Origin of the sequence: Nocardioides albidus, assembly GCF_006335005.1 — a bacterium.
Lineage (GTDB): Bacteria > Actinomycetota > Actinomycetes > Propionibacteriales > Nocardioidaceae > Nocardioides > Nocardioides albidus.
In genome coordinates, this window is record NZ_VDMP01000014.1 from 68,461 (window position 1) to 90,817 (window position 22,357).

At 72.1% G+C, this 22,357-nt stretch carries 20 protein-coding genes; 6 read left to right on the plus strand and 14 right to left on the minus strand.

What is annotated here, in order from left to right; all coding sequences use genetic code 11:
• A partial coding sequence (locus FHP29_RS21480) for a winged helix-turn-helix domain-containing protein (RefSeq protein ID WP_158296448.1) occupies window positions 1-301 on the minus strand: 301 nt, incomplete at its 3' end.
• 17 nt (window positions 302-318) lie between these two features.
• A complete protein-coding gene (locus FHP29_RS02505) occupies window positions 319-741 on the minus strand; it encodes a DUF3151 domain-containing protein (RefSeq protein WP_139621291.1) in 423 nt (140 codons plus the stop codon).
• A gap of 57 nt (window positions 742-798) precedes the next feature.
• Between FHP29_RS02505 and FHP29_RS02510 the strand changes: the two genes are divergently transcribed.
• Window positions 799-2,280 (plus strand): DHA2 family efflux MFS transporter permease subunit, encoded by a 1,482-nt coding sequence (locus tag FHP29_RS02510; protein ID WP_139621292.1) that lies wholly within the window; start codon window positions 799-801, stop codon window positions 2,278-2,280.
• A 9-nt stretch (window positions 2,281-2,289) separates the two neighbouring features.
• Here FHP29_RS02510 and ilvA read toward each other — a convergent pair whose 3' ends face one another.
• Together ilvA and fbaA are read right to left on the minus strand one after the other, a co-directional pair.
• Window positions 2,290-3,594, minus strand: coding sequence for a threonine ammonia-lyase IlvA (ilvA, locus tag FHP29_RS02515; RefSeq protein ID WP_139621293.1), 1,305 nt, complete (start codon window positions 3,592-3,594; stop codon window positions 2,290-2,292).
• 10 nt (window positions 3,595-3,604) lie between these two features.
• On the minus strand, window positions 3,605-4,636 hold the full coding sequence (gene fbaA, locus FHP29_RS02520; protein ID WP_139621294.1) for a class II fructose-bisphosphate aldolase: 1,032 nt from the start codon (window positions 4,634-4,636) through the stop codon (window positions 3,605-3,607).
• A 240-nt stretch (window positions 4,637-4,876) separates the two neighbouring features.
• Here fbaA and FHP29_RS02525 point away from each other — a divergent pair, with 240 nt between their 5' ends.
• Window positions 4,877-5,806 carry a hypothetical protein gene (locus FHP29_RS02525; RefSeq protein ID WP_139621295.1) on the plus strand — a complete coding sequence of 310 codons (930 nt, stop codon included), beginning with the start codon at window positions 4,877-4,879 and terminating at the stop codon, window positions 5,804-5,806.
• A gap of 9 nt (window positions 5,807-5,815) precedes the next feature.
• Here the strand turns inward: FHP29_RS02525 and FHP29_RS02530 are convergent, their stop codons facing one another.
• Window positions 5,816-6,472, minus strand: coding sequence for a TrmH family RNA methyltransferase (locus FHP29_RS02530; protein WP_139621345.1), 657 nt, complete (start codon window positions 6,470-6,472; stop codon window positions 5,816-5,818).
• Between the two features lie 91 nt (window positions 6,473-6,563).
• Between FHP29_RS02530 and FHP29_RS02535 the strand changes: the two genes are divergently transcribed.
• Both FHP29_RS02535 and FHP29_RS02540 read left to right on the plus strand, forming a co-directional pair.
• Window positions 6,564-7,331 (plus strand): DedA family protein, encoded by a 768-nt coding sequence (locus FHP29_RS02535; protein ID WP_240044257.1) that lies wholly within the window; start codon window positions 6,564-6,566, stop codon window positions 7,329-7,331.
• A gap of 127 nt (window positions 7,332-7,458) precedes the next feature.
• Window positions 7,459-7,890 carry a VOC family protein gene (locus tag FHP29_RS02540; RefSeq protein WP_139621296.1) on the plus strand — a complete coding sequence of 144 codons (432 nt, stop codon included), beginning with the start codon at window positions 7,459-7,461 and terminating at the stop codon, window positions 7,888-7,890.
• 10 nt (window positions 7,891-7,900) lie between these two features.
• Here FHP29_RS02540 and pyrE read toward each other — a convergent pair whose 3' ends face one another.
• Window positions 7,901-8,446: an orotate phosphoribosyltransferase gene (gene pyrE, locus FHP29_RS02545; RefSeq protein WP_205013818.1), complete on the minus strand. Its 546-nt coding sequence runs from the start codon at window positions 8,444-8,446 to the stop codon at window positions 7,901-7,903.
• A 27-nt stretch (window positions 8,447-8,473) separates the two neighbouring features.
• Here pyrE and FHP29_RS02550 point away from each other — a divergent pair, with 27 nt between their 5' ends.
• Window positions 8,474-9,646, plus strand: a complete 1,173-nt coding sequence (locus FHP29_RS02550) for a pyridoxal phosphate-dependent aminotransferase (RefSeq protein WP_139621297.1) — start codon at window positions 8,474-8,476, stop codon at window positions 9,644-9,646.
• 19 nt (window positions 9,647-9,665) lie between these two features.
• Here the strand turns inward: FHP29_RS02550 and FHP29_RS02555 are convergent, their stop codons facing one another.
• Together FHP29_RS02555 and clpB are read right to left on the minus strand one after the other, a co-directional pair.
• Entirely contained in the window at window positions 9,666-10,712 is a 1,047-nt protein-coding gene (locus FHP29_RS02555) for a hypothetical protein (RefSeq protein ID WP_139621298.1), read from the minus strand.
• 53 nt (window positions 10,713-10,765) lie between these two features.
• Window positions 10,766-13,366: an ATP-dependent chaperone ClpB gene (gene clpB / locus FHP29_RS02560; protein WP_139621299.1), complete on the minus strand. Its 2,601-nt coding sequence runs from the start codon at window positions 13,364-13,366 to the stop codon at window positions 10,766-10,768.
• A 472-nt stretch (window positions 13,367-13,838) separates the two neighbouring features.
• On the opposite strand from clpB, the gene FHP29_RS02565 reads away from it, so the two are divergent.
• The gene (locus FHP29_RS02565; RefSeq protein ID WP_158296449.1) at window positions 13,839-15,332 is read left to right on the plus strand and encodes a helix-turn-helix domain-containing protein; all 1,494 of its coding nucleotides are present in this window, start codon (window positions 13,839-13,841) and stop codon (window positions 15,330-15,332) included.
• Window positions 15,333-15,354: 22 nt separating this feature from the next.
• On the opposite strand, the gene FHP29_RS02570 is transcribed toward FHP29_RS02565, so the two are convergent.
• The 6 genes from FHP29_RS02570 to dnaK all read right to left on the minus strand — a co-directional run bounded on the left by FHP29_RS02570 (window position 15,355) and on the right by dnaK (window position 22,023).
• On the minus strand, window positions 15,355-16,272 hold the full coding sequence (locus FHP29_RS02570) for an Abi-alpha family protein (RefSeq protein ID WP_205013820.1): 918 nt from the start codon (window positions 16,270-16,272) through the stop codon (window positions 15,355-15,357).
• A 38-nt stretch (window positions 16,273-16,310) separates the two neighbouring features.
• Complete coding sequence (locus tag FHP29_RS02575; RefSeq protein ID WP_240044258.1) at window positions 16,311-17,645, minus strand: DUF445 domain-containing protein; 1,335 nt, start codon at window positions 17,643-17,645, stop codon at window positions 16,311-16,313.
• A 162-nt stretch (window positions 17,646-17,807) separates the two neighbouring features.
• Window positions 17,808-18,239, minus strand: a complete 432-nt coding sequence (locus FHP29_RS02580) for a heat shock protein transcriptional repressor HspR (protein WP_139621302.1) — start codon at window positions 18,237-18,239, stop codon at window positions 17,808-17,810.
• Window positions 18,239-19,429, minus strand: a complete 1,191-nt coding sequence (gene dnaJ / locus FHP29_RS02585) for a molecular chaperone DnaJ (protein WP_139621303.1) — start codon at window positions 19,427-19,429, stop codon at window positions 18,239-18,241. The genes FHP29_RS02580 and dnaJ overlap by 1 nt, the downstream gene beginning before the upstream one ends.
• 48 nt (window positions 19,430-19,477) lie before the next feature.
• Window positions 19,478-20,167: a nucleotide exchange factor GrpE gene (gene grpE / locus FHP29_RS02590; RefSeq protein ID WP_240044259.1), complete on the minus strand. Its 690-nt coding sequence runs from the start codon at window positions 20,165-20,167 to the stop codon at window positions 19,478-19,480.
• Window positions 20,164-22,023, minus strand: coding sequence for a molecular chaperone DnaK (gene dnaK, locus FHP29_RS02595; RefSeq protein ID WP_139621304.1), 1,860 nt, complete (start codon window positions 22,021-22,023; stop codon window positions 20,164-20,166). Before dnaK ends, grpE begins: the two co-directional genes overlap by 4 nt.
• Window positions 22,024-22,357 lie beyond the last annotated feature (334 nt).

Below are 22,357 nucleotides of genomic sequence, written 5' to 3' on the forward strand. Positions count from 1 at the left end.
GCCGCGGGTGCTCCGGGGCGACGGCGTCCCTCGGCTCGCGGAGCCGGCCGCGCGCGACCCGGCCGACGATCCGGTACCGGGTCGCCGGGTCGAGCTGGCGCGCCTGCACCCACATCGGCTCGGCCCCCGGCTCCACGGTCTCCCGGACCAGGCCGGCCCGCTCCAAGCGGCGCAGGTGCTTGCGGATCGAGTCGGCCACGATCCCGGCGTCCGCGGCCAGCTGGTCGACCGTCTTGGGCGTGTCGACGGCGAGATAGACCCACCACACCCGCGGACCGAGCCGCGGCAGACCGCCGGCCACCGATGCGCTCGGTCCGCTCAGCCGAGCAGCTCGTCGTACGCCGTCGGGCTGGAGTCGCGCAGGAACGCCGAGCAGCGCTCCCACTCCTCGGTCTCCCCGATCGCGCGGGCGGCCAGGGCGAGCAGTGCGAGGGCCCGCAGGAAGCCGCGGTTGGGCTCGTGCTCCCACGGGACCGGCCCGTTGCCCTTCCAGCCGTTGCGGCGCAACAGGTCGAGCGAGCGGTGGTAGCCGACCCGGGAGTAGGCGTAGACCGTGACGTCATCGGCACCCTCGTCGCGGGCCTGCTCCGCGAAGGTCGCCCAGGCCAGCGGCGAGGCCGGCAGCCGGCGTACGACGGCGGCGGGCGGCTGGCCCTCGGCGAGAAGTGCCTCGGCCGGGTCGACGGGCAGGTGCGTGGGGGGCGGGCCGGCCATCAGGTCGGCACCGGGCGTGATGCTCATGGAGTCATTCTTGCCAGAACGGGAAGCGCTGTCGGCGTTCGGGTGTTGACTCGCCCTATGACACAGGGCGCATCCGCCTCGGCCACGGGCCAGGCTGCAGCGCAGGATCAGAGCAGTCCGTGGCCGGTCCTGTGGGCGCTGGTGATCGGCTTCTTCATGATCCTGGTGGATCTCACCATCGTGACCGTGGCGACGCCGACGATCATCGAGGACCTCGACGCGTCGGTGAACGAGGTCGTGTGGGTCACCAGCGCCTACATGCTGGCCTACGCCGTGCCGGTGCTGATCACCGGCCGGCTCGGCGACCGGTACGGCTCGAAGCGGCTCTACCTCGCGGGTCTCACCGTCTTCACCCTCGCCTCGCTGTGGTGCGGTCTGACCACGACCGTGGAGGCGCTGATCGTGGCGCGCATCTTCCAGGGCCTCGGAGCCTCGCTGATGACGCCCCAGACGATGGCGATCATCACCCGGATCTTCCCGCCGGCCCAGCGCGGCAGCGCCATGGCTGTCTGGGGTGCCACCGCCGGCGTCGCGATGGTCGTCGGGCCGATCCTCGGCGGAGTGCTCACCGACGGCCTGGGCTGGGAGTGGATCTTCTTCGTCAACATCCCCGTCGGGCTGGTCGCGTTCGTCATGGCCTGGCGCCGTGTGCCCGCGCTGCCGACCCACGCCCACAGCTTCGACTGGCTCGGTGTCGTGCTCTCGGGCGCGGCGATGTTCCTGCTCTGCTTCGGCATCCAGGAGGGCCACGAGAAGGACTGGGCCGGCTGGATCCTCGCCATGATCGCCGCCGGCATCGCCCTGCTGGTCGCCTTCGTCGTGTGGCAGCGGCTCAACTCTGCCGAGCCGCTGGTCCCGCTCAGCCTCTTCAAGGACCGCAACTTCTCCGTCTCCAACGCCGCCATCGCCTGCATGGGCTCGATCGGCGCCGCCTTCGGCTTCCCGCTGATGCTCTACGCCCAGGCCGTGCGCGGCGACTCCCCCACCGAGGCCGCGCTGCTGTTGGTGCCGATGGCCGTCATGTCGATCTTCCTGGCCCAGCCCGTCGGCAGGCTCACCGACCGGCTGCACCCCCGCCAGGTGATGGGCTTCGGGTTCGCCGCGAGCCTGGTCGGCTTCCTGATCCTGCTGTGGCGCCTCCAGCCGGGCGTCGCGGTGTGGGAGATCGCGGTGCCGATGGGCATCGTCGGCATCGGCAACGCCTTCATCTGGGCGCCCACCGCCGCGACCGCCAACCGCAACCTCCCCCTGCGGCTCGCCGGCGCGGGCTCCGGCGTCTACAACGCCACGCGCCAGGTCGGCTCGGTGCTCGGCGCGGCCGCCATCGCCGTCCTGATGGACAGCCGCCTGGCCCACTACCTGCCCGGCGCGGCCACGCACGGCGAGGCCGGCGCCGCGCAGATCCCCGACCCCCACGTGGCCGAGCTGTTCAGCAAGGCGATGCAGGACTCACTGTGGCTGCCCGCCGCGATGTACGCCGTCGGCCTGGTCGCCGTCATGTTCTACGAGAAGCCGCGGCACGAGGGGTTCGGGCACTGACGGGCGGTCTCAGGACAGCACGAACCCGAACAGCGGGCTGTCCGGCGGGACCTTCTCGACCCGCAGCCGCGACTCCTCCATCCGGGCCAGCAGGCCGATGAGATCGTCGGGTGACTGCATCTCGATGCCGACGAGGGCGGGGCCGGTCTCGCGGTTGTTGCGCTTGGTGTACTCGAAGAGCGTGATGTCGTCGTCCGGCCCGAGCACGTCGTCCAGGAAGCGGCGCAGGGCGCCCGGCTCCTGGGGGAACTCGACGAGGAAGTAGTGCTTGAGGCCCTCGTGGACGAGGGCCCGCTCGACGATGTCGGCGTAGCGGGAGACGTCGTTGTTGCCGCCGGAGACCACGACGACGACGCGGCTGCCGGGTGCGAGGCCGTCGAGTCCGCCGGAGCCGGCGGGCAGGCGCAGCGCCGCCGGGGCGAGGGCGCCGGCGGGCTCGGCGATGATGCCGTCGACCTGGTAGAGGTCGAGCATCTCGACGCAGATCAGTCCTTCCGGCACGGCGGCGAGCGAGAGGTCCACGCTTCCGCGCGCCGCGGCGACGGCACGGTAGGTGAGCTCGCCGACGCGGCGCACGGCCGCTCCGTCGACGAACGGGTCGACGGAGTCGAGCTCGACCGGGCCGCCGGCGTCCAGGGCCGCGGCGAGCGAGGCGGCGCCGGCGGGCTCGGCCGCGAGGATGCGGACGCCGGGGAGCCGCTCGGCGACGACCGTCAGCGCTCCCGCGAGCAGCCCGGCGCCGCCGACCGGGAGGACCAGCGCGTCGGGCTGCCAGCCCAGCTCCGCGCTCTGGGCGAGGATCTCGGCGGTCACGGTGCCCTGGCCGGCGACGATGCCGGGATGGTCGAAGGCCGGGACGGCGGTCGCGCCGGACGCGGCCGCGAACTCGGTGGCGGCGACCGCCGCGTCGTCGTACTGGTCGCCGGCGATCACGACCTCGACCTGGTCCCCGCCGAGGGCGGCGACCCGGTCGCGCTTCTGGCGCGGAGTGGTGCGCGGCAGGAAGATCGTGGCGTGGACGCCCGCGCGGGCGCAGGCGAAGGCGACCCCCTGCGCGTGGTTGCCGGCGCTGGCGCAGGTGACGCCGCGCGAGCGCTCCTCCTCCGAGAGCTCGGCCAGCACGGTGTAGGCGCCGCGCGCCTTGTAGGAGCGGACCGGGGTGAGGTCCTCGCGCTTGAGCCACACCTCGAGGCCGGTCAGGGCCGACAGGCGGGCCGCGCGCTGCAGCGGGGTCGGCGCGATGACCGGTCCGAGCAGGGCCGCCGCCCGGTCGACGTCCGCCGCGGTCGGGGGTCGCGGAGCCTCGGTGCCCACCGGCGACAGGTCAGCCGACGGTCTTGCCGGCCGAGCGCAGGTGCTCGGCGGCCTCGACGACGCGGGCGGCCATGCCGGCCTCGGCGGCCTTGCCCCACGAGCGCGGGTCGTAGGCCTTCTTGTCGCCGACCTCGCCGTCGACCTTGAGGACGCCGTCGTACTTGGTGAACATGTGCGTCGCGACCGGCCGGGTGAAGGCGTACTGGGTGTCGGTGTCGACGTTCATCTTCACCACGCCGAAGTCGACGGCCGCGGCGATCTCCTCCGCGGACGATCCCGAGCCGCCGTGGAAGACCAGGTCGAACGGCTTGGAGCCCTCGTCGAGGCCGAGCTCCTCGACGACCGCCGCCTGGGCGTCGCGCAGGATCTCGGGGCGGAGCTTGACGTTGCCCGGCTTGTAGACGCCGTGGACGTTGCCGAAGGTCAGCGCCGTCAGGTAGCGGCCCTTCTCGCCGATGCCGAGCGCGCGCACCGTCGCCAGGGCGTCCTCCGGCGTGGTGTAGAGCTTCTCGTCGATCGCGCCGACGATGCCGTCCTCCTCGCCGCCGACGACCCCGACCTCGATCTCGAGGACGATGTGCGCCGCCGCGGCCCTGGCGAGCAGCTCCTCCGCGATCTGCAGGTTCTCCTCGAGCGGCACGGCGGAGCCGTCCCACATGTGCGACTGGAACAGCGGCGCCTCGCCGCGCGCGACCCGCTCGGCGGAGATGTCGAGCAGCGGGCGGACGAACCCGTCGAGCTTGTCCTTGGGGCAGTGGTCGGTGTGCAGGGCGATGTTGACCGGGTAGTTCTTGGCGACCTCGGCGGCGTAGGCCGCGAAGGCGACCGAGCCGGTGACCATGTCCTTGACCGAGGGGCCGGAGAGGTACTCCGCGCCTCCCGTCGAGACCTGGATGATGCCGTCGGAGCCGGCGTCGGCGAAGCCCTTCAGCGCCGCGTTGAGCGTCTGCGAGGACGACACGTTGATGGCCGGGAACGCGAACGCGCCGGCCTTCGCGGCGTCGAGCATCTCGGCGTACTTCTCAGGGGTGGCGATGGGCATGCTGCTGACTCCTGCACGAGGTCCGGATACGTCCGCCTCAACCTACCGCGTCCGCGCACCGCACCAGCCGGAGCCGTAGGCGTGAGCCGGCCGTGAGCGGGCAGGTTCCCCCGCGCGACGTACGGGAAGGAACAGCCGATGGCCTTTGATGGCGATGCTGCGGGACAGGTGCCGACCACCGGTCGAGGAGGCCTGACCGGGCCGGCCCCCCGCAGCGCCCTGAGGACTCGCCTCGCGGGGTTGCTCGCCGCCGCGCTCGCGCTCGGCGTCCTGGCCGCGTGCTCCGACCCGGCCGAGCCGGCGGATCCTGATCCCGACAGGCCCAGCACCGCGCCCAGCAGCACGGCGACGGCTCCCGACGTACCCGCCGAGCAGGTGCGCACCGCCCTGGGATCGATCGATCCGTGCTCCCTGCTCGTCCCCGCGAGCCCGGGCGAGGCCGGTCCCGGCTACGCCGAAGGACCGCACACCTGCGCGGCCGACCTCGGCGACGTCCGCATGCGGGTGCGCGTGGGCGTGCCGTACGACACTGCCAGCCGCGCGGCCTCCGAGCAGCGCACGGTCGAGGGCCTCACCGCGTACGCGGACCCCGACCGCTGCCGCCTGGTCTTCGGCGCCGGGCCCGGCCACGGCATCGCCATCGAGGTCGACGAGCGCTGCGACGCCCTGCCGAGGGCCGCGGGCGTGGTCGGACGGGCGCTCGCCGACGTCGACCGGCACCTGCGCTCCCCCGGACCGGACGAGCACAGCGCATGCGCCCTGATGGCCGGAGCGGTGGACGACCCCGCGACCCTCGTCGACACGTCCGGGGGAAGCTCCCAAGGACTCGACCACTGCGAGATCACGACGGGCCCCGCGACGTCGCGGAACGAGTTGAGCCTCCAGTACGCCGAGGTCCGGTTCACCGACCTCGCCCGGCGCCTGGGCGGGAACCGGGTCCGGATCGCAGGTCGCGACGCGGTGCTGGTGCGAGGAGACGGGACCTGCTACCTCCACTCCTACCTCTGGCCGACCCGTGCCGAGGGCCGCGGCCGGGCGCACACGGAGGCGGTCCTCTCCGCCGGCACCTGTGCCGAGGCCCGCTCGGTGGCCCGGGAGGTCGTCGCGGCGTCCGCCACCGAGCCGGATCGCCCCCGACCCGTGGCCGACCTCCTCACCCGCGGCGGCTGACGCAACCGATCAGCCGCGCCACGCCGCGTCCGCACCGAGGTCGGCGTGCTGGCGGACCCAGGAGTGCATCGCGATCGCCGCGGCGGCGGAGGCGTTGATCGACCGCGTCGAGCCGAACTGGGCGATGGAGAAGGTGCCGTCGCAGGCCTCGCGGGCCGCCTCCGAGAGCCCGGGGCCCTCCTGGCCGAACAGGAAGCACACCCGCTCGGGGATCTGCATCGTCTCCAGGTGGGCCGAGCCGGGCAGGTTGTCGATCCCGAGCAGGGGGACCCCGCCCCCGTCGTACGCCGCGAGGTGGTCGTGCAGGTCGGTGACCGTCGGGTGATGGCGCACGTGCTGGTAGCGGTCGGTGACCATCGCGCCGCGGCGGTTCCAGCGGCGGTTGCCGACGATGTGCACCTCGGCGGCCAGGAAGGCGTTGGCCGAGCGGACGATGGTGCCGATGTTGAAGTCGTGCTGCCAGTTCTCGATGGCCACGTGGAATCCGTGGCGCCGCCGGTCGAGGTCGGCGACGATCGCCTCGACGGACCAGTAGCGGTAGCGGTCGACGACGTTGCGCCGGTCGCCGTCGCGCAGCAGGCTCTCGTCGTACACCTCACTGCCCGGGCCTTGCGGCCAGGGGCCCGGCCAGGGCCCGACCCCCACCTCCGGTGGACCGTGCGGCATCGGGTCGTACGGCGCGCGCTCCTCCTCGGGCTGGTCCACGGATCGCACCCTAACCGCCCCCGGCTTGGGTCTCGACAGGTAGCGTGATCGCGTGAACTCGCTGGTGGCGACCCCCGTCGTGGTGCCCATGCTGCTGGGCATCAAATGGCTGGATCCGGAGTGGCTGCAGCACGAGTACGGCAACACCTTCATCTGGATCGCGCTCGCGATCGTCTTCGTCGAGTGCGGACTGTTCTTCCCGTTCCTGCCCGGTGACACCCTGCTCTTCGCGCTCGGCCTGTTCATCGCGGGCAGCAACAAGACCGGGTACTCCGTCGTCGGCATCGAGAACGAGCCGATCGAGCTGATCATCGCGATCACGCTGCTCGTCGTCGCCGGCTTCGCCGGCAACGTCGCGGGCTACGAGATCGGCCGCAAGCTCGGTCCGCCGCTGTACGAGCGGGACGGCCGGATCCTGAAGAAGAAGTACTTCGACAACACCAGCGCGTTCTTCGACAAGCACGGCAACAAGGCCCTCGTCATCGGCCGGTTCGTGCCCTTCGTGCGCACCTACATCACGGTCGTGGCCGGCGTGACCCTCATGGACCGGCGCCGCTTCTTCACCTGGAGCGCGATCGGCGCCGTGCTGTGGGTCGTCTCGATCACCCTGCTCGGCTACTTCCTCGGCGCCGCGATCCCGGCGCTGGGCGAGAACATCGACTACGTCACCCTCGCCATCCTCATCTTCTCGGCCGTGCCGCTCGTCTGGGAGTGGTGGCGCCACAAGCGCCCCGGGGCCAAGGGACGCCGCCACGAGCCGACCCCGCAGCCGCGGGTCGACCACCGGTCGAGCGATCCGGTGGACTCACCGGTCGACTGACCCGACCGACCGACCGATCCGACCGATCCGGCGGTTCGGGGCACGAGTGTCGGTGGCGGGAGCGATGATTCGTGACGTGCTCGTCGGTCTTCTCCGACGTCCGCCCCTTCTCACACCGGGAGTCACCATGATCAACCTCAACCCCTACGTCAACTGGCGCGGCCAGGCCCGCGAGGCGATGGAGTTCTACCAGTCGGTCCTCGGCGGCGACCTGCGCGTGATGACCTTCGCCGACATGGGCGGCACGGCGATGGGCGTCGCCGAGGCCGAGGTCGACTGGGTCATGCACGCCGCCCTGTCCGTCTCCGACTCCGTGCTCCTCATGGGCGCCGACCACCCCTCCCACATCCCCGGCGAGCCGCAGACCCAGCAGGTCAGCATCAGCGGCCCGGCCGAGGACGAGACGACCCTGCGCTCGTGGTGGGACGGCCTGTCCGACGGCGCCACCGTCTTCCAGCCGCTGGAGAAGGCCCCCTGGGGCGACAGCTTCGGCATGCTCAAGGACAAGTACGGCGTCGACTGGCTCGTCAACATCGCCGGGGCTCCGGCCGCGGAGTAGTCCCGGTCGGTCAGGCGCTGGACGCCGCTCGCGCGGCGTCCAGCTCGGCCTTGGTGAGCACCGCCCGGACCTCGAGCGAGACGTCGGCGAGCGGGTTCTCGCCCGCCGGGCTGCGATCGATCGCGCACACGACCGTCTCGACCACCGCGCCACCCTCGCGCAGCGCGTTCGTGGCGTCGCGCACCGCTCCGCCGGTCGTGATGACGTCCTCGATGAGCACGACCCGCTTGCCGTCGTACGACGGGCCCTCGGCCAGCTTGGCGGTGCCGTACTGCTTGGCCGTCTTGCGGACGAACACGATCGGGATTCCGACGAGCTGGCTGACCGCGGTCGCGATCGGGATGCCGCCCATCTCCAGACCGCCGAGCAGGTCGGTCTCGGCCGGCAGCAGCTGGGCGACCTCACGGGCGACGCGCGCGAGGAGCTGCGGGTCGGCCTCGAAGAGGTACTTGTCGAAGTACTCGTTGCTCACCTGACCCGAGCGGAGCGTGAACTCTCCGGTGAGGCGGCAGGCGGCGTCGATGTCGGCGGCGAGGGCGGTGTCCGTGGTCGTCACGCTCGAAGGTTATCTATCGTCGTCCCCATGTCCCCTGCAGCCCGACGCGTCGCCGGCATGGGTGCGACCATCTTCGCCGAGATGTCCGCCCTCGCCGTCCGCACCGGCGCGGTCAACCTCGGCCAGGGATTCCCCGACACCGACGGACCGCCCGAGATCATCGACGCGGCCGTCGCGGCCCTGCGGGGCGGTGCCAACCAGTACGCGCCGGGGCCCGGCGTCCCCGCTCTGCGCCAGGCCATCGCCCGCCATCAGCAGCGGCGCTACGGCATCGACCTCGACCCCGACCGCGAGGTGGTCGTCACCACCGGCTGCACCGAGGCGATCGCCGGGGCCCTCCTCGGGCTGGTCGACCCGGGCGACGAGGTCGTGGTGCTCGAGCCGTACTACGACTCCTACACCGCGATGATCGACTTCGCCGGCGGCGTACGACGCCCGGTCACCCTGCGAGCGCCGGAGTTCCGTCTCGACCCGGCCGAGCTCGAGGCCGCCGTCTCTCCGCGGACGAAGCTGATCCTGCTCAACACCCCGCACAACCCGACCGGCCGGGTGCTCGACGCCGCCGAGCTCGCCGCGGTGGCCCGGGTCGCGATCGAGCACGACCTGATCGTCGTGACCGACGAGGTCTACGAGCACCTCACCTTCGACGGGCGCCGACACGTCCCGATCTCCACGCTGCCCGGGATGGCCGAGCGCACCTTGACCCTGTCCAGCGCCGGCAAGTCGTGGTCGGTGACCGGGTGGAAGGTCGGTTGGGCCACCGGTCCGGCGGAGCTGGTCGCCGCCGTCACAGCGGCCAAGCAGTGGCTGACCTTCACGTCCGGATCGCCGCTGCAGCCGGCCGTCGCCGCCGCGCTCGACACCGGCGACGGGTTCCCCACCGCCGTGGCCCGCGACCTCCAGGCGCAGCGCGACCAGCTCGTCGCGGGGCTGCGGGCCGCCGGGCTGACCACCTATCTGCCGGAGGGGACCTACTTCGCCACCACCGACGTCAGTGGGCTCGGCTGGGCCAGCGGCGGCGACTTCTGTCGCGCCCTGCCCGAGCGGGCCGGAGTCGTGGCGATCCCGTCGGAGGTCTTCTACGACGACCCGGACGCGCCGGGCAGCGGCCGCCATCTCGTCCGCTGGGCGTTCTGCAAGCGACCGGACGTCATCGCCGAGGCGGTCCGCCGGCTCGGCGACGCCGACCTGCGCGCCTGAGCCGCCCCCCGAGGGGCGGTCAGCGGCCGGCGTACCAGCGCCCCACCTCGGGGCGCAGCAGCAGGCTGGTCGTGCCGGCGAGCGCGACCACGATCAGGACCAGCGGCCAGGCGCCGATCGCCAGGAAGAGCGACAGGACCGCGCCGCTCCCGGCGCCGATGGCGAGCACGATCCGGGCCCAGTTCTGGCCGACGAAGGCGAGCGCGGCCAGGACGATGCCGCCGAGCGCGCAGGCCGCGACGCCGGCGACGATGAGGTAGATGCCGGCGACGAGGTCCCGCTCGGTGACCTGGGATGTGTCCAGCCACGCCGGCTGGTCCTTCATGACGTCGGCGAACAGCTGCTCGCTGTGGGCGTTGGCCCAAGCGGCGAACGCGGCCACGAGGAGCACCACCACGACCGCCACCACGCAGGTGATCGCGCAGGCGGCGACCAGCGCCGGCGGCCGGGCCCCGACCGCGGGACGGTCCGGGGCGCGCGGCGCCACGGGGGACGGTACGACGGGACGCGGGCCGGGCGGCATCTGCTGCTGCGACGCCGGCGGCGCGGGGAGGGCCGGCCGCTCGGAGGGTGCCGGGGGCGCCGGCGGCCGCAGCGCGGCGAGGCGCGCCGCGCGACGCTCCTCGTAGCGCTGGACCCAGGGCCGGCCGGCGTACCAATCGCGCGTGGGCTGGAGCCAGAGCAGCACGATCCCGGCGAGCACCATCGGCGCGAGGAGACCTCCGGCCGCGAGCCCCCCGACGAAGAGCAGCGGCGCGAGCAGGGTCAACGCGATCCGCGCGCTCGTCGAGCGCTGGAAGACCTGCACACCGAGGATGGCCGACGCCGTCGCCGCGCCGGCGCCGAGCAGACACAGGACCCGGATCATCGAGGCGAGTCCGTCGACGCTCATCCCGAGGTCCGAGGTCATCGGGTCGGCGAGGACCTGCTGCAGCTCCTCCTGCACCTCGAGGGTGTGCAGCGTCGAGATCCGCTGCCACGCGGCGAGGACGACGAACACCGATCCGCCGATGATCAGCCCCCCGGCCAGGGTCGCCTGTCCCGGTCGGGGCTGCTGCTCGCTCATGGCCCCATTCCACCAGACGCACCATCCGTCACACCGGACGGGCAGTTCTACGCTCAGCCCGCGGCGAGCACCAGCCCGTCCTCACCCCGGTCGACGGTGACCGAGCCGCCGTCGGCGACCTCGCCACCGATCAGCATCCGGGCGAGGGGATCGCCGATGGCGGTCTGGATCAGCCGGCGCAGCGGGCGGGCGCCGTAGGCCGGGTCGTAGCCGATGTCGGCGAGCCAGGCGCGGGCCTCGGAGGTGACCGAGAGCGAGATCCGCCGGGCGGCGAGCCGGGACTCCAGTGAGCGCAGCTGGAGCTCGACGATCTGCGCCAGGTCCTCGCGGGTGAGCGCGTCGAAGGTGACGATCTCGTCGAGCCGGTTGAGGAACTCCGGCTTGAACGACTGCCGCACCATCCCCAGCACCGACTCCTTCTGGACCTCCGGCGACAGCGACGGGTCGACCAGGAACTGCGAGCCGAGGTTGGAGGTGAGGATGAGGATCGTGTTGCGGAAGTCGACCGTGCGGCCCTGGCCGTCGGTCAGCCGGCCGTCGTCGAGCACCTGCAGCAGGATGTCGAACACCTCGGGGTGCGCCTTCTCGACCTCGTCGAGCAGGACGACGGAGTAGGGGCGGCGGCGGACCGCCTCGGTCAGCTGACCGCCCTCGTCGTAGCCGACGTAGCCCGGAGGGGCTCCGACGAGACGCGCGACCGAGTGCTTCTCGGAGTATTCGCTCATGTCGATGCGCACGATCGCCCGGTCGTCGTCGAAGAGGAAGTCGGCCAGCGACTTGGCGAGCTCGGTCTTGCCGACACCGGTCGGCCCGAGGAAGAGGAACGAGCCGGTCGGGCGGTGGGGGTCGGAGATCCCGGCCCGCGCCCGGCGTACGGCGTCGCTGACGGCGCGCACCGCTTCGGACTGCCCGATCAGGCGGGAGCCGATGACCTGCTCCATGTCGAGCAGCTTGGCGGTCTCGCCCTGCAGCAGCCGGCCGGTCGGGATGCCGGTCCACGCCTCGACGACCTCGGCGACCTGGGTCGCACCGACCTCCTCGCCGACCAGCTTCTCGCCGGCCGACTCCTCGGCACCGTCCTCGGCGGCCTCGACGGCCTTGATCTGCTGCTCGAGCGCGGGGATCTGGCCGTAGAGGATCTCGCTGGCGCCGGCCAGGTTGCCCTCGCGGGTCAGCTTGTCGGCCTCGATGCGCAGCTGGTCGAGCTGGCGGCGCAGCTCGCCCTCGCCCTCGAGGGAGGCCTTCTCCTGCTCCCACCGGGCCTCGAGGCCGCGCAGCTCCTCCTCCTTGTCGGCGAGGTCGGCGCGCAGGGCCTCCAGCCGCTCGACGGAGGCGTCGTCGGACTCCTTGGCGAGCGCGAACTCCTCCATCTTCAGCCGGTCGACCTGGCGGCGGAGCTGGTCGATCTCCTCCGGGGAGGACTCGATCTCCATCCGCAGGCGCGACGCGGCCTCGTCGACGAGGTCGATCGCCTTGTCGGGCAGCTGCCGGCCGGTGATGTAGCGGTCGGAGAGGGTCGCGGCGGCGACCAGCGCGGCGTCGGTGATCCGCACGCCGTGGTGCGCCTCGTACTTCTCCTGGATGCCGCGCAGGATCTGGATGGTGTCCTCGACCGAGGGCTCGCCGACGAAGACCTGCTGGAAGCGCCGCTCGAGCGCGGGGTCCTTCTCGATCGACTCGCGGTACTCGTCGAGCGTGGTCGCGCCGATCATGTGCAGCTCGCCGCGGGCCAGCATCGGCTTGAGCATGTTGCCGGCGTCCATCTGGCTGTCGCCGCCGGCGCCCGCCCCGACGACGGTGTGCAGCTCGTCGATGAAGGTGATGATCTGGCCCTCGGACTGCTTGATCTCGTCGAGGACGGCCTTGAGCCGCTCCTCGAACTCGCCGCGGTACTTCGCGCCCGCGACCATGCCCATCAGGTCGAGCGAGAGGACCCGCTTGCCCTTGAGGGAGTCGGGCACGTCGCCGGCGACGACGCGCTGGGCGAGGCCCTCGACGACGGCGGTCTTGCCGACGCCGGGCTCGCCGATGAGGACCGGGTTGTTCTTGGTACGACGGCTCAGCACCTGGATCACGCGTCGGATCTCCTGGTCGCGGCCGATCACCGGGTCGAGCTTGCCCTCCTCGGCGGCGGCGGTGAGGTCGACGGAGTACTTCTCGAGCGCCTCGTACGTCGCCTCCGCGTCCTGCGACGTCACCCGGCGGTTGCCGCGCACGGCGGTGACCGACTCGCGCAGCGCGTCGGCGCCGAGGCCGGCCTCGGCGAGCACCTGCTGGGCCGACGACTCGACGGTGGCGAGGGCGATGAGCAGGTGCTCGGTCGCGACGTAGTCGTCCTTCATGGACTGCGCGAGGTCCAGGGCGGAGGCCAGGACGCGGGTCAGCGCGGCCGACCCCGCGGGCTGCTGGACGGTGGCGCCGCTGGCGCGCGGCAGCGCGTCGCGGGCGGCCGAGGCGGCGTGGACGAGACCGGGCACGCCGACGCCGGCCTTGGCGACCAGCTGGGCGGCCGCGCCGTCCTGCTGCAGCAGCAGGGCGACGAGCAGGTGGATCGGCTCGACGGTGGTGTTGCCCGCCGTGGTCGCGGCGAGCTGGGCGGCCTCGATCGCCTCGCGACTGCGCGTGGTGAACTTGTCGGCCCCGAACTGGCTCATGGAGCGGCTCCTCGAGAGTTGGCTGGGTTCATCTTGGCCGGATCCCCCGGCCCTCACCAGGGCAACAGCACGAAAGTTGAGTCTGTTCCGCTCAACTTCGACAATTTCCACGGGCGAGCATCACTCCGCAGAGGCCCTCAAACCCGCGAGCGAAGCGCGCGGGGTCTGATCGAGGAACCGCGAGCGAAGCGAGCCTGGTTCCTCGAAACGAAGGGGCAGCGCGAGCGAAGCGAGCACGACGCCTCTTCCCGTCGCGCAGCGACGGGGTCGCCGCAGCGACGGAGACGATCGGTCGGCCCGGGCCGCCCTCCTGGTCCCCGGAGCAGGACACGACCCCACATCGTGCTGGCCTCGGGGCCGACCGCGTCAGGGGAACAAGATGGCACGACCGGTGTCCTCGAAAGCGATTGTTTCGGACCCGATCCGTGCTGAAACAGTGTCCGCCGCCCGCTCTCGCGGGCACGATGGGTCCGTGGCTCGGCACACCGATGAGATCGACGACTCCACGCCCCTGGCCGGGTCGCGGATCGACGTCGGCGCGCGGATCGGGTGGCTGCTGCGCACCAGCCGGGTCGCGGCCGGGGTGCCGCTGCGCGAGCTCGCCGCGCGGGCCGGGGACGGCGACCGGCTCTCCGCGGCCACCCTGTCGCGGGTGGAGACCACCGGCCGGCGCAGCGGCACCGTGGTCGCGGCGTACGAGCAGGCGCTCGGCCTGCCCCACGCGCACCTGCGGGCGCCGATCGACGTGCTGTGCCGGACGTTCTCCTATGCGCCCGCCGACACCGACCCCTATGTCCCCGAGCCGACGCTGGCCGGCTTCACGCGCGCGGTGGACGCGGTCCAGGCGGAGAGCCCGAGCGCCCAGGACTGGCTCTGCTTCGCCGAATACCACGTGCTCACGCCGTTCGGCCTGCCGGCGGACACCATCCGCCCCCTCGTCGTACGCCTCGTCGGAGAGGTCGGCCGCGCCGCCGGGCTGGCCTACCAGTTGCGCTACGAGGCGCTGAGCAAGCTGCGCTGCAGCCCGTACGCCGACGTGGTCGCCGAGGTGATCGTGGAGGAGGTCTCCCGACCCGGCATGCAGCGGCCCGCCGACCTGCTCAGCGCGATCACGGAGCTCCCGACGCCCGAGCTCATCGCCTGGTGCGGGGAGCTGCTCGCCCACGAGTCGTGGGTCGTCGCGCGCGCCGGCTGCCTCGGCATCCAGAACATGCGCAGCGTCGGGGGTCTGCGTCGCGCGGACTGGCTGCCCCTCGTGCCCGTCTACGCCGCGGCGTGCGACGCGGCCGCGGGCGACCCGCTGCGCGAGCCGATCCTGAGCGCGACCCTGGCCGGCTGCCCGCCGGAGTTCCGCACGGCGGTGCGCGCACTCCTCCACACCGAGCTGCCCGAGCCGCGGCGTGCGAGTGCGTGGAGCCGCAACCGGCGCAACCGGCACTACACCCACGCCGCCGAGCTCGCGGCGGAGATCACCGGGACCAGCGCCGGGGAGACGATGCTGACGCGGCTGCTCTTCGAGGTCCTCTACGACTTCCGGGCCACCTATGTGGTGACGTCGTCCTTCCTGCTCGTCGCCTCCCCCTTCGCCGACGGCGTGCGCGAGGTCATCTGTCGCTCCGCCCTGCACGGACCCGACAAGATCACCCGGCACGGCGCGGCGTTCGCGTTCGCCAACCTGATGATCCCGTTCGAGACGGCCGATCCGGCGCCCTGGCTGGCCTCCGCCGATCCGGTCCTGCGCGGCGCGGGACTCGACATCTGCGCCTTCGCCGGCGTCCCGCTCGACAGGGACCTGCTGCGCGACCTCGTGGTCCGCGAGGACCAGGTCGGCTACGAGGCGATGTTCGCGGCCGGCATGGCCCAGCAGCCGGAGCTGACCGAGCTCGCCTCGGCGCCGGACCTGCCCGCCGGCGTACGCGAGGCGGCTCGGTGGTGGCTGGCCGCGGGCGGGCGCATCATCACCTGACCCACCTGATGGCCGGGTACACCTAGGGGGTGTCGAGGTCCGGCGGCGTCTCGTGCTCGGGCAGGTCGACGCTCGTCGCCGTCAGCTCGTCGACCAGGGCGAGCTTGCAGAACTCCTCGCCGAACGGGGTGAGGTGGATGCTGCGCCGCACGACCTTGGCGAACTTCACGGAGTGCAGCGCCGCGAGCACGTCGGGCTGGGCCTCGAGCACCTGATACTCCAGGTGCTCGCGCACCGGCTCCCGGGAGAACCAGACGAGGCCGAGGCGGAACAGGTTGTTGAGGTACGACGGCACCTGCTCGAGATAGCGCAGCCCGGCCCGCGGCCCGACCATGTTGAGCCCGGGCGCGATGAGCTGGCTGCTGACCATCCCGATCGGGCCGCCCGTGCGCACGTCGACGGAGGGCTGGGGGCCCTCGCGCAGCAGCATCACGAGGATCCGGGCCTCGTCGGGGGCGAGCTCGTCGAGGATCCGGTCGAAGGCGGGGTGGCGGTCGTCGGTGCTCCACACGTCGCGGGAGCGCTCGAGCAGCTCGTTGCCGCGCTCACGCAGCGACTGGGGCCGCGAGGCGATCACGTGGCCGTCGACCACCGGGGTGGCGGCGACCTCGCGGGGACGCTCCGCGCCGGCGCCGAGGGACTCGCCGGCCCGCATCAGGGCGGTGGCCACGGGCACCCCGCCGGACACCTGCTTGGCGACCTCGCCGAGCGCGCCGACGTACGAGCCGACGTCGCGGATGAGGGAGGCCGCCTCGTCGCGGCTGGTGACGGCGCGGCCGACCCGCATCCAGTTCCGGGTGGTCGCGCGCACGCCCCAGCCGGCGGTGTGCAGCGCGGCGGAGCCCGCCACGCGGGCCAGGCCGGGCAGGGACTCGGCGACCGCCGGGCCGGGCAGCGCGGGCAGCCGGGGCAGGCCGTCCTTGTCGAGGTCCTCAGTCATCGTGCTCCGTCGTCTCCATCACGTCTGCCTTCCGGGGATCACGCCGGGGGGAACCCGGGGATCCAGTGCCAGTTGAAGATGCCGAGGTGGAGGAGACCGCCGGCAGCACCCATGATCGCGCCGTGGGCGTAGAGCATCCACTCGTCCTCCTTGATCGCCGAGCGCATCATCTCCACGAAGTCCTTGGGCGGGAGCTCCTTGGTGCGCCGGGCGATGAGCACACGGATCTTCTCCGACTGCTGGCGACTGAACTCCGCGTCGCGGAACGGGGTGATGGTGCGTCCCACCGCCTCCTGCGCGAACGAGTCCTTGATGCTGTCGTAGCGTCGTCCGCCCATCGCGACGTTGACCGCGCCGCGCAGCGGGCCGGCGGCCTTGTCGATCGCGGGGCGCATGGCGGTGGCGATCATCTGCCGGGTGCGGTCGCCGCGCGGGCCGTCCATGAGGAAGTCGCCGATGCGCTCGAGGGTGATGACGTCGTCGGCGATGATCCGCGCGTAGACCTCGGCGCACTCGTCCTGGCGGCGCAGGAACAGGCCCTGCACCTTGATGCCGAGGATCCGCTTCGCCTCCGGCGGGTCGAAGATCAGCCACATGCCGAGCAGGTTGGTGATCCACCCGACCACGACGCCGAGCAGGGGCAGCAGCCACTCCTGGTGCCAGGTCTGGTCGATGATCGCGACCGGGATGCCGAGGAGGAAGCCGAAGATGAACCCGAAGGCGACCATCAGGTTGAGCTCGCGCTGGCCGACGTCCTTGAAGACCTTGACGACCAGCTCGGGGTTCTTGCGGAAGTGGTCGATGACCATGATCTTCGGGTCGAGCAGCTGGTTGATGTGGACGCCGATCTCGTCGGTGATCGTCTTCACGACCCCCGGGAGCTGGGCCTGGACCCGGTCGATGACGGCCTGGCGCACCGGGCGCGGCAGGTCGCGCCACAGGCGCGGGTGCTCGCGCATCATGACCTCGTCGACCAGGGCCGGCAGGTCCGGGCGGAAGACCGCGACGATGTGCTCGGCGATCTGGTCGGGCTCGAGCTGGGCGTAGAACTCGGCGGGCGTGCCGAGCTTCGCGATCACCTTGTCGACCGCGATGCTGCCCATCTTGGCGGCGCGGGCGGGGACGATGCCCTGCCAGCCGAGGCCGCCCTCCATCCAGCCGGGCACCTCCTGCAGCTTGCGCGGGAGCACGCCGGCCACCTCGCGCAGTCCGGGGATCCGGACGCCGTGGAAGTTGATCGGCTTGAAGAGCATCCACAGGCCCGACCAGTTGATCAGCCAGCCGACGATGCCGGTGAAGAACGGGATCGAGACGAAGGCGAACCAGTGGACCTGGTCGGCCCACTCCGTGAGCCCGTCCAGCACAGCGTCCACGCGCAACCTCTCGTCCTGTGGGTCCCGGCCGTGCCCCCATGCACCGCCGGACCCGACGGGTGGAGGTTAACGCCTGTGAAGCTCCCTGTAGTGGTAACCGGCACCGGGATCTCAGGTCACGGTGTCACAGGAACTCGGGAGCCGTCCCGGTGAGGGTCGAGGTCAGGGGTTGCGCCGCCACACGACGAGGGACTGGCCGACCGGATGGACGGGCAGGGCCGGAAGGTTGCTGCGGGGTACGGCGGGACGGGCCGATGCCGCCTCGCGCAGCGCCTCGCGGGTCGCCTCGAGCTCGGCGACCAGCTCGGCGTTGCGCACGCGCAGGGCGGTGACCGCGTTCTCGAGGTCGAGGATGCGCTTGACGCCCTCGATCCCGATGCCCGCGGCGGTGAGCCGGGCGATCTCGCGCAGCCGCTCGATGTCGCGGTAGGAGTAGCGCCGGCCGCCGCCGCCGGTGCGGCCGGGCGTGATCAGGCCCACCCGCTCGTAGGTCCGCAGCGTCTGCGGGTGCAGGCCGCTCAGCTGCGCTGCCACGCTGATGACATAGACCGCGTCCTCCGCGCCCGGAGGACCCTGCGGCGCGCGGGCAGCCATCAGCCGGCCCCGTCGAACAGGCCCGAGCGGAGCCGTGAGTCGTCGGTCGTGGCGGCGTACGCCTCCAACGCGGCCTTGGCCTCGGGGTCGAGGTGGCCGGGCACCTGCACCTCGACCGTGGCGAGCAGGTCGCCGCGGGTGCCGTCGGGGCGCTCCGCGCCCTTGCCACGCACCCGGAAGGTCCGCCCGTTGGGCGTGCCCGCGGGGACCTTGAGGGTCACCGGAGCGCCACCGAGCGTGGGCACCTTGATCTCGGCGCCGAGCGCGAGCTCGGTGAAGGACACAGGCACGTCGACGGTCAGGTGCTCGCCCTTGCGCCCGAAGACGCGGTGGCCGGTGACCTTCACGGTGACGTAGAGGTCGCCCGAGGGTCCGCCGTTGTCGCCCGGCGCACCCTTGCCGCGCAGCCGGATCCGCTGCCCGTCCTTCACCCCGGCCGGGATCTTGGCCTGGATGGTCCGGGTCGCCCGGCCCCGGCCGCTCCCGTGGCAGGCGGGGCACGGGTCGTCGTAGACCAGCTGGCGGCCGCCACAGGACGGGCAGGTCTCGTTCATGGAGAACGCGCCGCCGACCGAGGCGGTGACGAAGCCGGTGCCCTCGCAGGTCGGGCAGACGTGCGGCTGGGTGCCGGGCTTGCCGCCGGTGCCGTGGCAGGTCGCGCAGGCCCCGTCGGAGCTCACCCGCAGCGACACCGTCGCGCCGTCGAGGGCCTCGGTGAAGCCGATCGTCGCCGTCGTCTCGAGGTCGGCGCCGCGCGCGGCCCGCGGGGGTCGGGCCCGGCCTCGGCCGCCGCCTCCGCCGAACAGGTCGCCGAACAGGTCGCCGAAGCCACCCCCGCCGCCCGCACGGTCGCGGAGCAGGTCCTCGACGTTGACGCCGCCGCCGTACCCGCCGAAGCCACCGCCGCTCCCGAAGCCGGCCCCGGCGGGGAAGCCGCCGCGGCTGAACATCTCGCGCGCCTGGTCGTACTTCTTGCGCCGCTCGGGGTCCCCGATGACGTCGTACGCCTCGGCGACGGCCTTGAACCGGTCGTGCTTGGCGGTGTCGTCGGGGTGCGAGTCGGGGTGGTTGGCACGCGCGAGCCTGCGGTAGGCCTTCTTGATCTCGTCCTGGGTCGCGGACTTCGCGACCCCGAGCTCCTTGTAGAAGTCCTTGGTCGCCCAGTCGGACCGGATCCCGTCGTCACTCATCGCGCACCTCCCTCCGTCTGCATCTGCCCCAGCGGGGCGTGTGGATCATCAAGCGGGGTCGACCACCAGCACCTGCGCGGCGCGCACCACCCGGTCGCCGATCTTGTAGCCGGCCTTGGCGATCACCTTGCAGGTGGTCACCTCGACCTCGCCGTCGGTGCCGATGTGCGAGAGCGCCTCGTGGATGTTGGGGTCGAAGGCGTCGCCGACCTCGCCGAACTTCACCAGGCCCAGACCCGAGACGACCCGCTCGAGCTGCTCGGCGGTCGCCTTGAAGCCACCCTCGAGCGGCTCGTGCTCGCGGGCCCGGTCGATGGTGTCGAGCACCTCGACGATGGGGGCGAGCACGGCGTACGTCGCGTTCTCGCGCAGCAGCTCGCGGTCGCGCTCGACGCGGCGCTTGTAGTTGAGGAACTCCGCCTGCAGCCGCTGCAGGTCCAAGGTCCGCTCCTCGAGCTCCATCCTCGTGACGGCCAGCTCGTCGGCCTCGGCCTGGGGCACCTCGGGGGTCTCGGCCGCCTCAGGGGTCTCGGCCGCCTCGGGGGGCTCGGTCACCTGGGGCTCGGCCGCCTCGGGCGTCTCGGGCGTCTCGGCCACCTGGGGCTCGGCCACCTCGGGCTCGGCCACCTCGGGCTCGGCCACCTCGGGCTGGGCCACCTCGGGCTGGTCGCCCTCCGGCGAGGGAGCTGCAGTCTCCTGCAGCTCCCCCTCCTTCGGGTTGAGGTTGTCCTCGGTCACTTGGCGTCGCCCTCGGTGTCCTCGTCGACGATCTCGGCCTCGACGACATCGTCGTCGGACTCGCCGGTCGCGCCGGTGCTGCCCCCGGCCGCGGCGGACTCGGCCTCGGCGGCGGCGTACATCGCGGCGCCCATCTTCTGGCTGGACTCGCCCAGCTTGGAGATGGCGGCGGTGAGGTCCTCGGCGCTGGCCTCGGCGTTCTCCAGGACGCCCTTGAGCGCCTCGAGGTCGGTCGTCACCTCGGCCTTGACGTCGTCGGGGATCTTGTCGCCGTTGTCGGCCAGGAACTTCTCGGTCGTGTAGACGAGCTGGTCGCCCTGGTTGCGGACCTCGACGGCCTCGCGACGCTTGGCGTCCTCCTCGGCGTACTGCTCGGCCTCCTTGACCATGCGGTCGATGTCGTCCTTGGAGAGCGCGCTGCCGCCGGAGATGGTCATCGACTGCTCGCGGCCGGACGCCTGGTCCTTGGCGGAGACGTGGACGATGCCGTTGGCGTCGATGTCGAAGGTGACCTCGATCTTCGGCACGCCGCGGGGGGCCGGCGGGAGGCCGGTGAGCTCGAAGTTGCCGAGCGGCTGGTTCTGCGACCAGATCGCCCGCTCGCCCTGCGCCACCTTGATCTCCACCGACGGCTGGTTGTCGTCGGCGGTGGTGAAGATCTCCGAGCGCTTGGTCGGGATCGTGGTGTTGCGCTCGATGAGCGTGGTGAACACGCCGCCCTTGGTCTCGATGCCGAGGCTCAGCGGGGTGACGTCGAGGAGCAGCACGTCCTTGACCTCGCCGGCGAGGACGCCGGCCTGGAGGGCGGCACCGACCGCGACGACCTCGTCGGGGTTGACGCCCTTGTTGGGCTCCTTGCCGCCGAGCATCTCCTTGACCAGGTCGGTCACCGCGGGCATGCGGGTCGAGCCGCCCACGAGGACCACGTGGTCGATGCCGGAGAGCGCCACGCCGGCGTCCTTGAGGACGTTCTGGAAGGGCGCCTTGGTGCGCTCGAGCAGGTCGGCGGTGAGCCGCTGGAACTCCGAGCGGGTGAGCCGCTCCTCGAAGTGCAGCGGGCCGTTCTCGCCGTGAGTGATGTAGGGCAGGTGGATGGTGGTGTCACTGGAGGACGACAGCTCGATCTTCGCCTTCTCGGCGGCCTCCTGGAGGCGCTGCGCGGCGATCTTGTCGGCGGCGAGGTCGACGCCGTTGGCGTCCTTGAACTTCTTGACCATCCACTGGACGATCGCGTTGTCCCAGTCGTCGCCACCGAGGTGGTTGTCGCCGCTGGTCGCCTTGACCTCGACGACGCCCTCGCCGATCTCGAGCAGGGACACGTCGAAGGTGCCGCCGCCGAGGTCGTAGACGAGGATCGTCTGGTCGTCGCCCTTGTCGAGCCCGTAGGCCAGGGCGGCCGCGGTGGGCTCGTTGACGATCCGGTCGACCTTGAGCCCCGCGATCTCGCCGGCCTCCTTGGTCGCCTGGCGCTGCGCGTCGGAGAAGTACGCCGGGACCGTGATCACCGCGTTGGTGACCGTCTCGCCGAGGTAGGCCTCCGCGTCGCGCTTGAGCTTCTGGAGGATGAACGCCGAGATCTGCTGCGGCGTGAAGTCCTTGTCGACCGGGTCGCCGATGTGCTGGGTCCAGTCGGTGCCCATGTGGCGCTTGACCGACCGGATGGTGCGGTCGACGTTCGTGACCGCCTGGCGCTTGGCGACCTCCCCGACGAGGACCTCACCGCTCTTCGCGAAGGCGACGACGGACGGGGTGGTCCGAGCGCCCTCCGCGTTCGCGATGACCGTGGGCTCGCCGCCCTCGAGGACCGCGACGACGCTGTTCGTCGTGCCGAGGTCGATGCCGACCGCTCGTGCCATGGGTGATTCTCCTGTCGTACGTAAGACGCTGATTCAAGTTAGTTGAGCCGGATGGACTCAAGTCTGACACAGGGCACAACGGAGGTGGCAGCCGGGTTGTTCCCGCAACCGCGAGCGCAGCGAGCCTGGTTCCGCGGAGCGGTGAGGCGGGGCGGGCGAAGCGAGCTCCACGCCTTTCGCGGGCGAAGCTCGCCGGGCGGGCGCAGGCCGGGCAGGCGGACGGGTGCTGTAACACGTTGTTCGCCGACCTACCCGCCGCGTGCCTGCTGTTCCAGCCGCCTGCAGACGGGTTTTTCGAGGTCTTGCGGCTGCCAGAGCAGCGAACAACGTGTTA

Coding starts and splice junctions, on each gene's coding strand:
- FHP29_RS02505 (WP_139621291.1), bottom strand. CDS start 741: ATGAGCATCACGCCCGGTGCCGACCTGATGGCCGGCCCGCCCCCCACG.
- FHP29_RS02510 (WP_139621292.1), top strand. CDS start 799: ATGACACAGGGCGCATCCGCCTCGGCCACGGGCCAGGCTGCAGCGCAG.
- fbaA (WP_139621294.1), bottom strand. CDS start 4,636: ATGCCCATCGCCACCCCTGAGAAGTACGCCGAGATGCTCGACGCCGCG.
- FHP29_RS02530 (WP_139621345.1), bottom strand. CDS start 6,472: ATGCCGCACGGTCCACCGGAGGTGGGGGTCGGGCCCTGGCCGGGCCCC.
- FHP29_RS02540 (WP_139621296.1), top strand. CDS start 7,459: ATGATCAACCTCAACCCCTACGTCAACTGGCGCGGCCAGGCCCGCGAG.
- FHP29_RS02550 (WP_139621297.1), top strand. CDS start 8,474: ATGTCCCCTGCAGCCCGACGCGTCGCCGGCATGGGTGCGACCATCTTC.
- FHP29_RS02555 (WP_139621298.1), bottom strand. CDS start 10,712: ATGAGCGAGCAGCAGCCCCGACCGGGACAGGCGACCCTGGCCGGGGGG.
- clpB (WP_139621299.1), bottom strand. CDS start 13,366: ATGAGCCAGTTCGGGGCCGACAAGTTCACCACGCGCAGTCGCGAGGCG.
- FHP29_RS02570 (WP_205013820.1), bottom strand. CDS start 16,272: ATGACTGAGGACCTCGACAAGGACGGCCTGCCCCGGCTGCCCGCGCTG.
- FHP29_RS02580 (WP_139621302.1), bottom strand. CDS start 18,239: ATGGCTGCCCGCGCGCCGCAGGGTCCTCCGGGCGCGGAGGACGCGGTC.
- dnaJ (WP_139621303.1), bottom strand. CDS start 19,429: ATGAGTGACGACGGGATCCGGTCCGACTGGGCGACCAAGGACTTCTAC.
- dnaK (WP_139621304.1), bottom strand. CDS start 22,023: ATGGCACGAGCGGTCGGCATCGACCTCGGCACGACGAACAGCGTCGTC.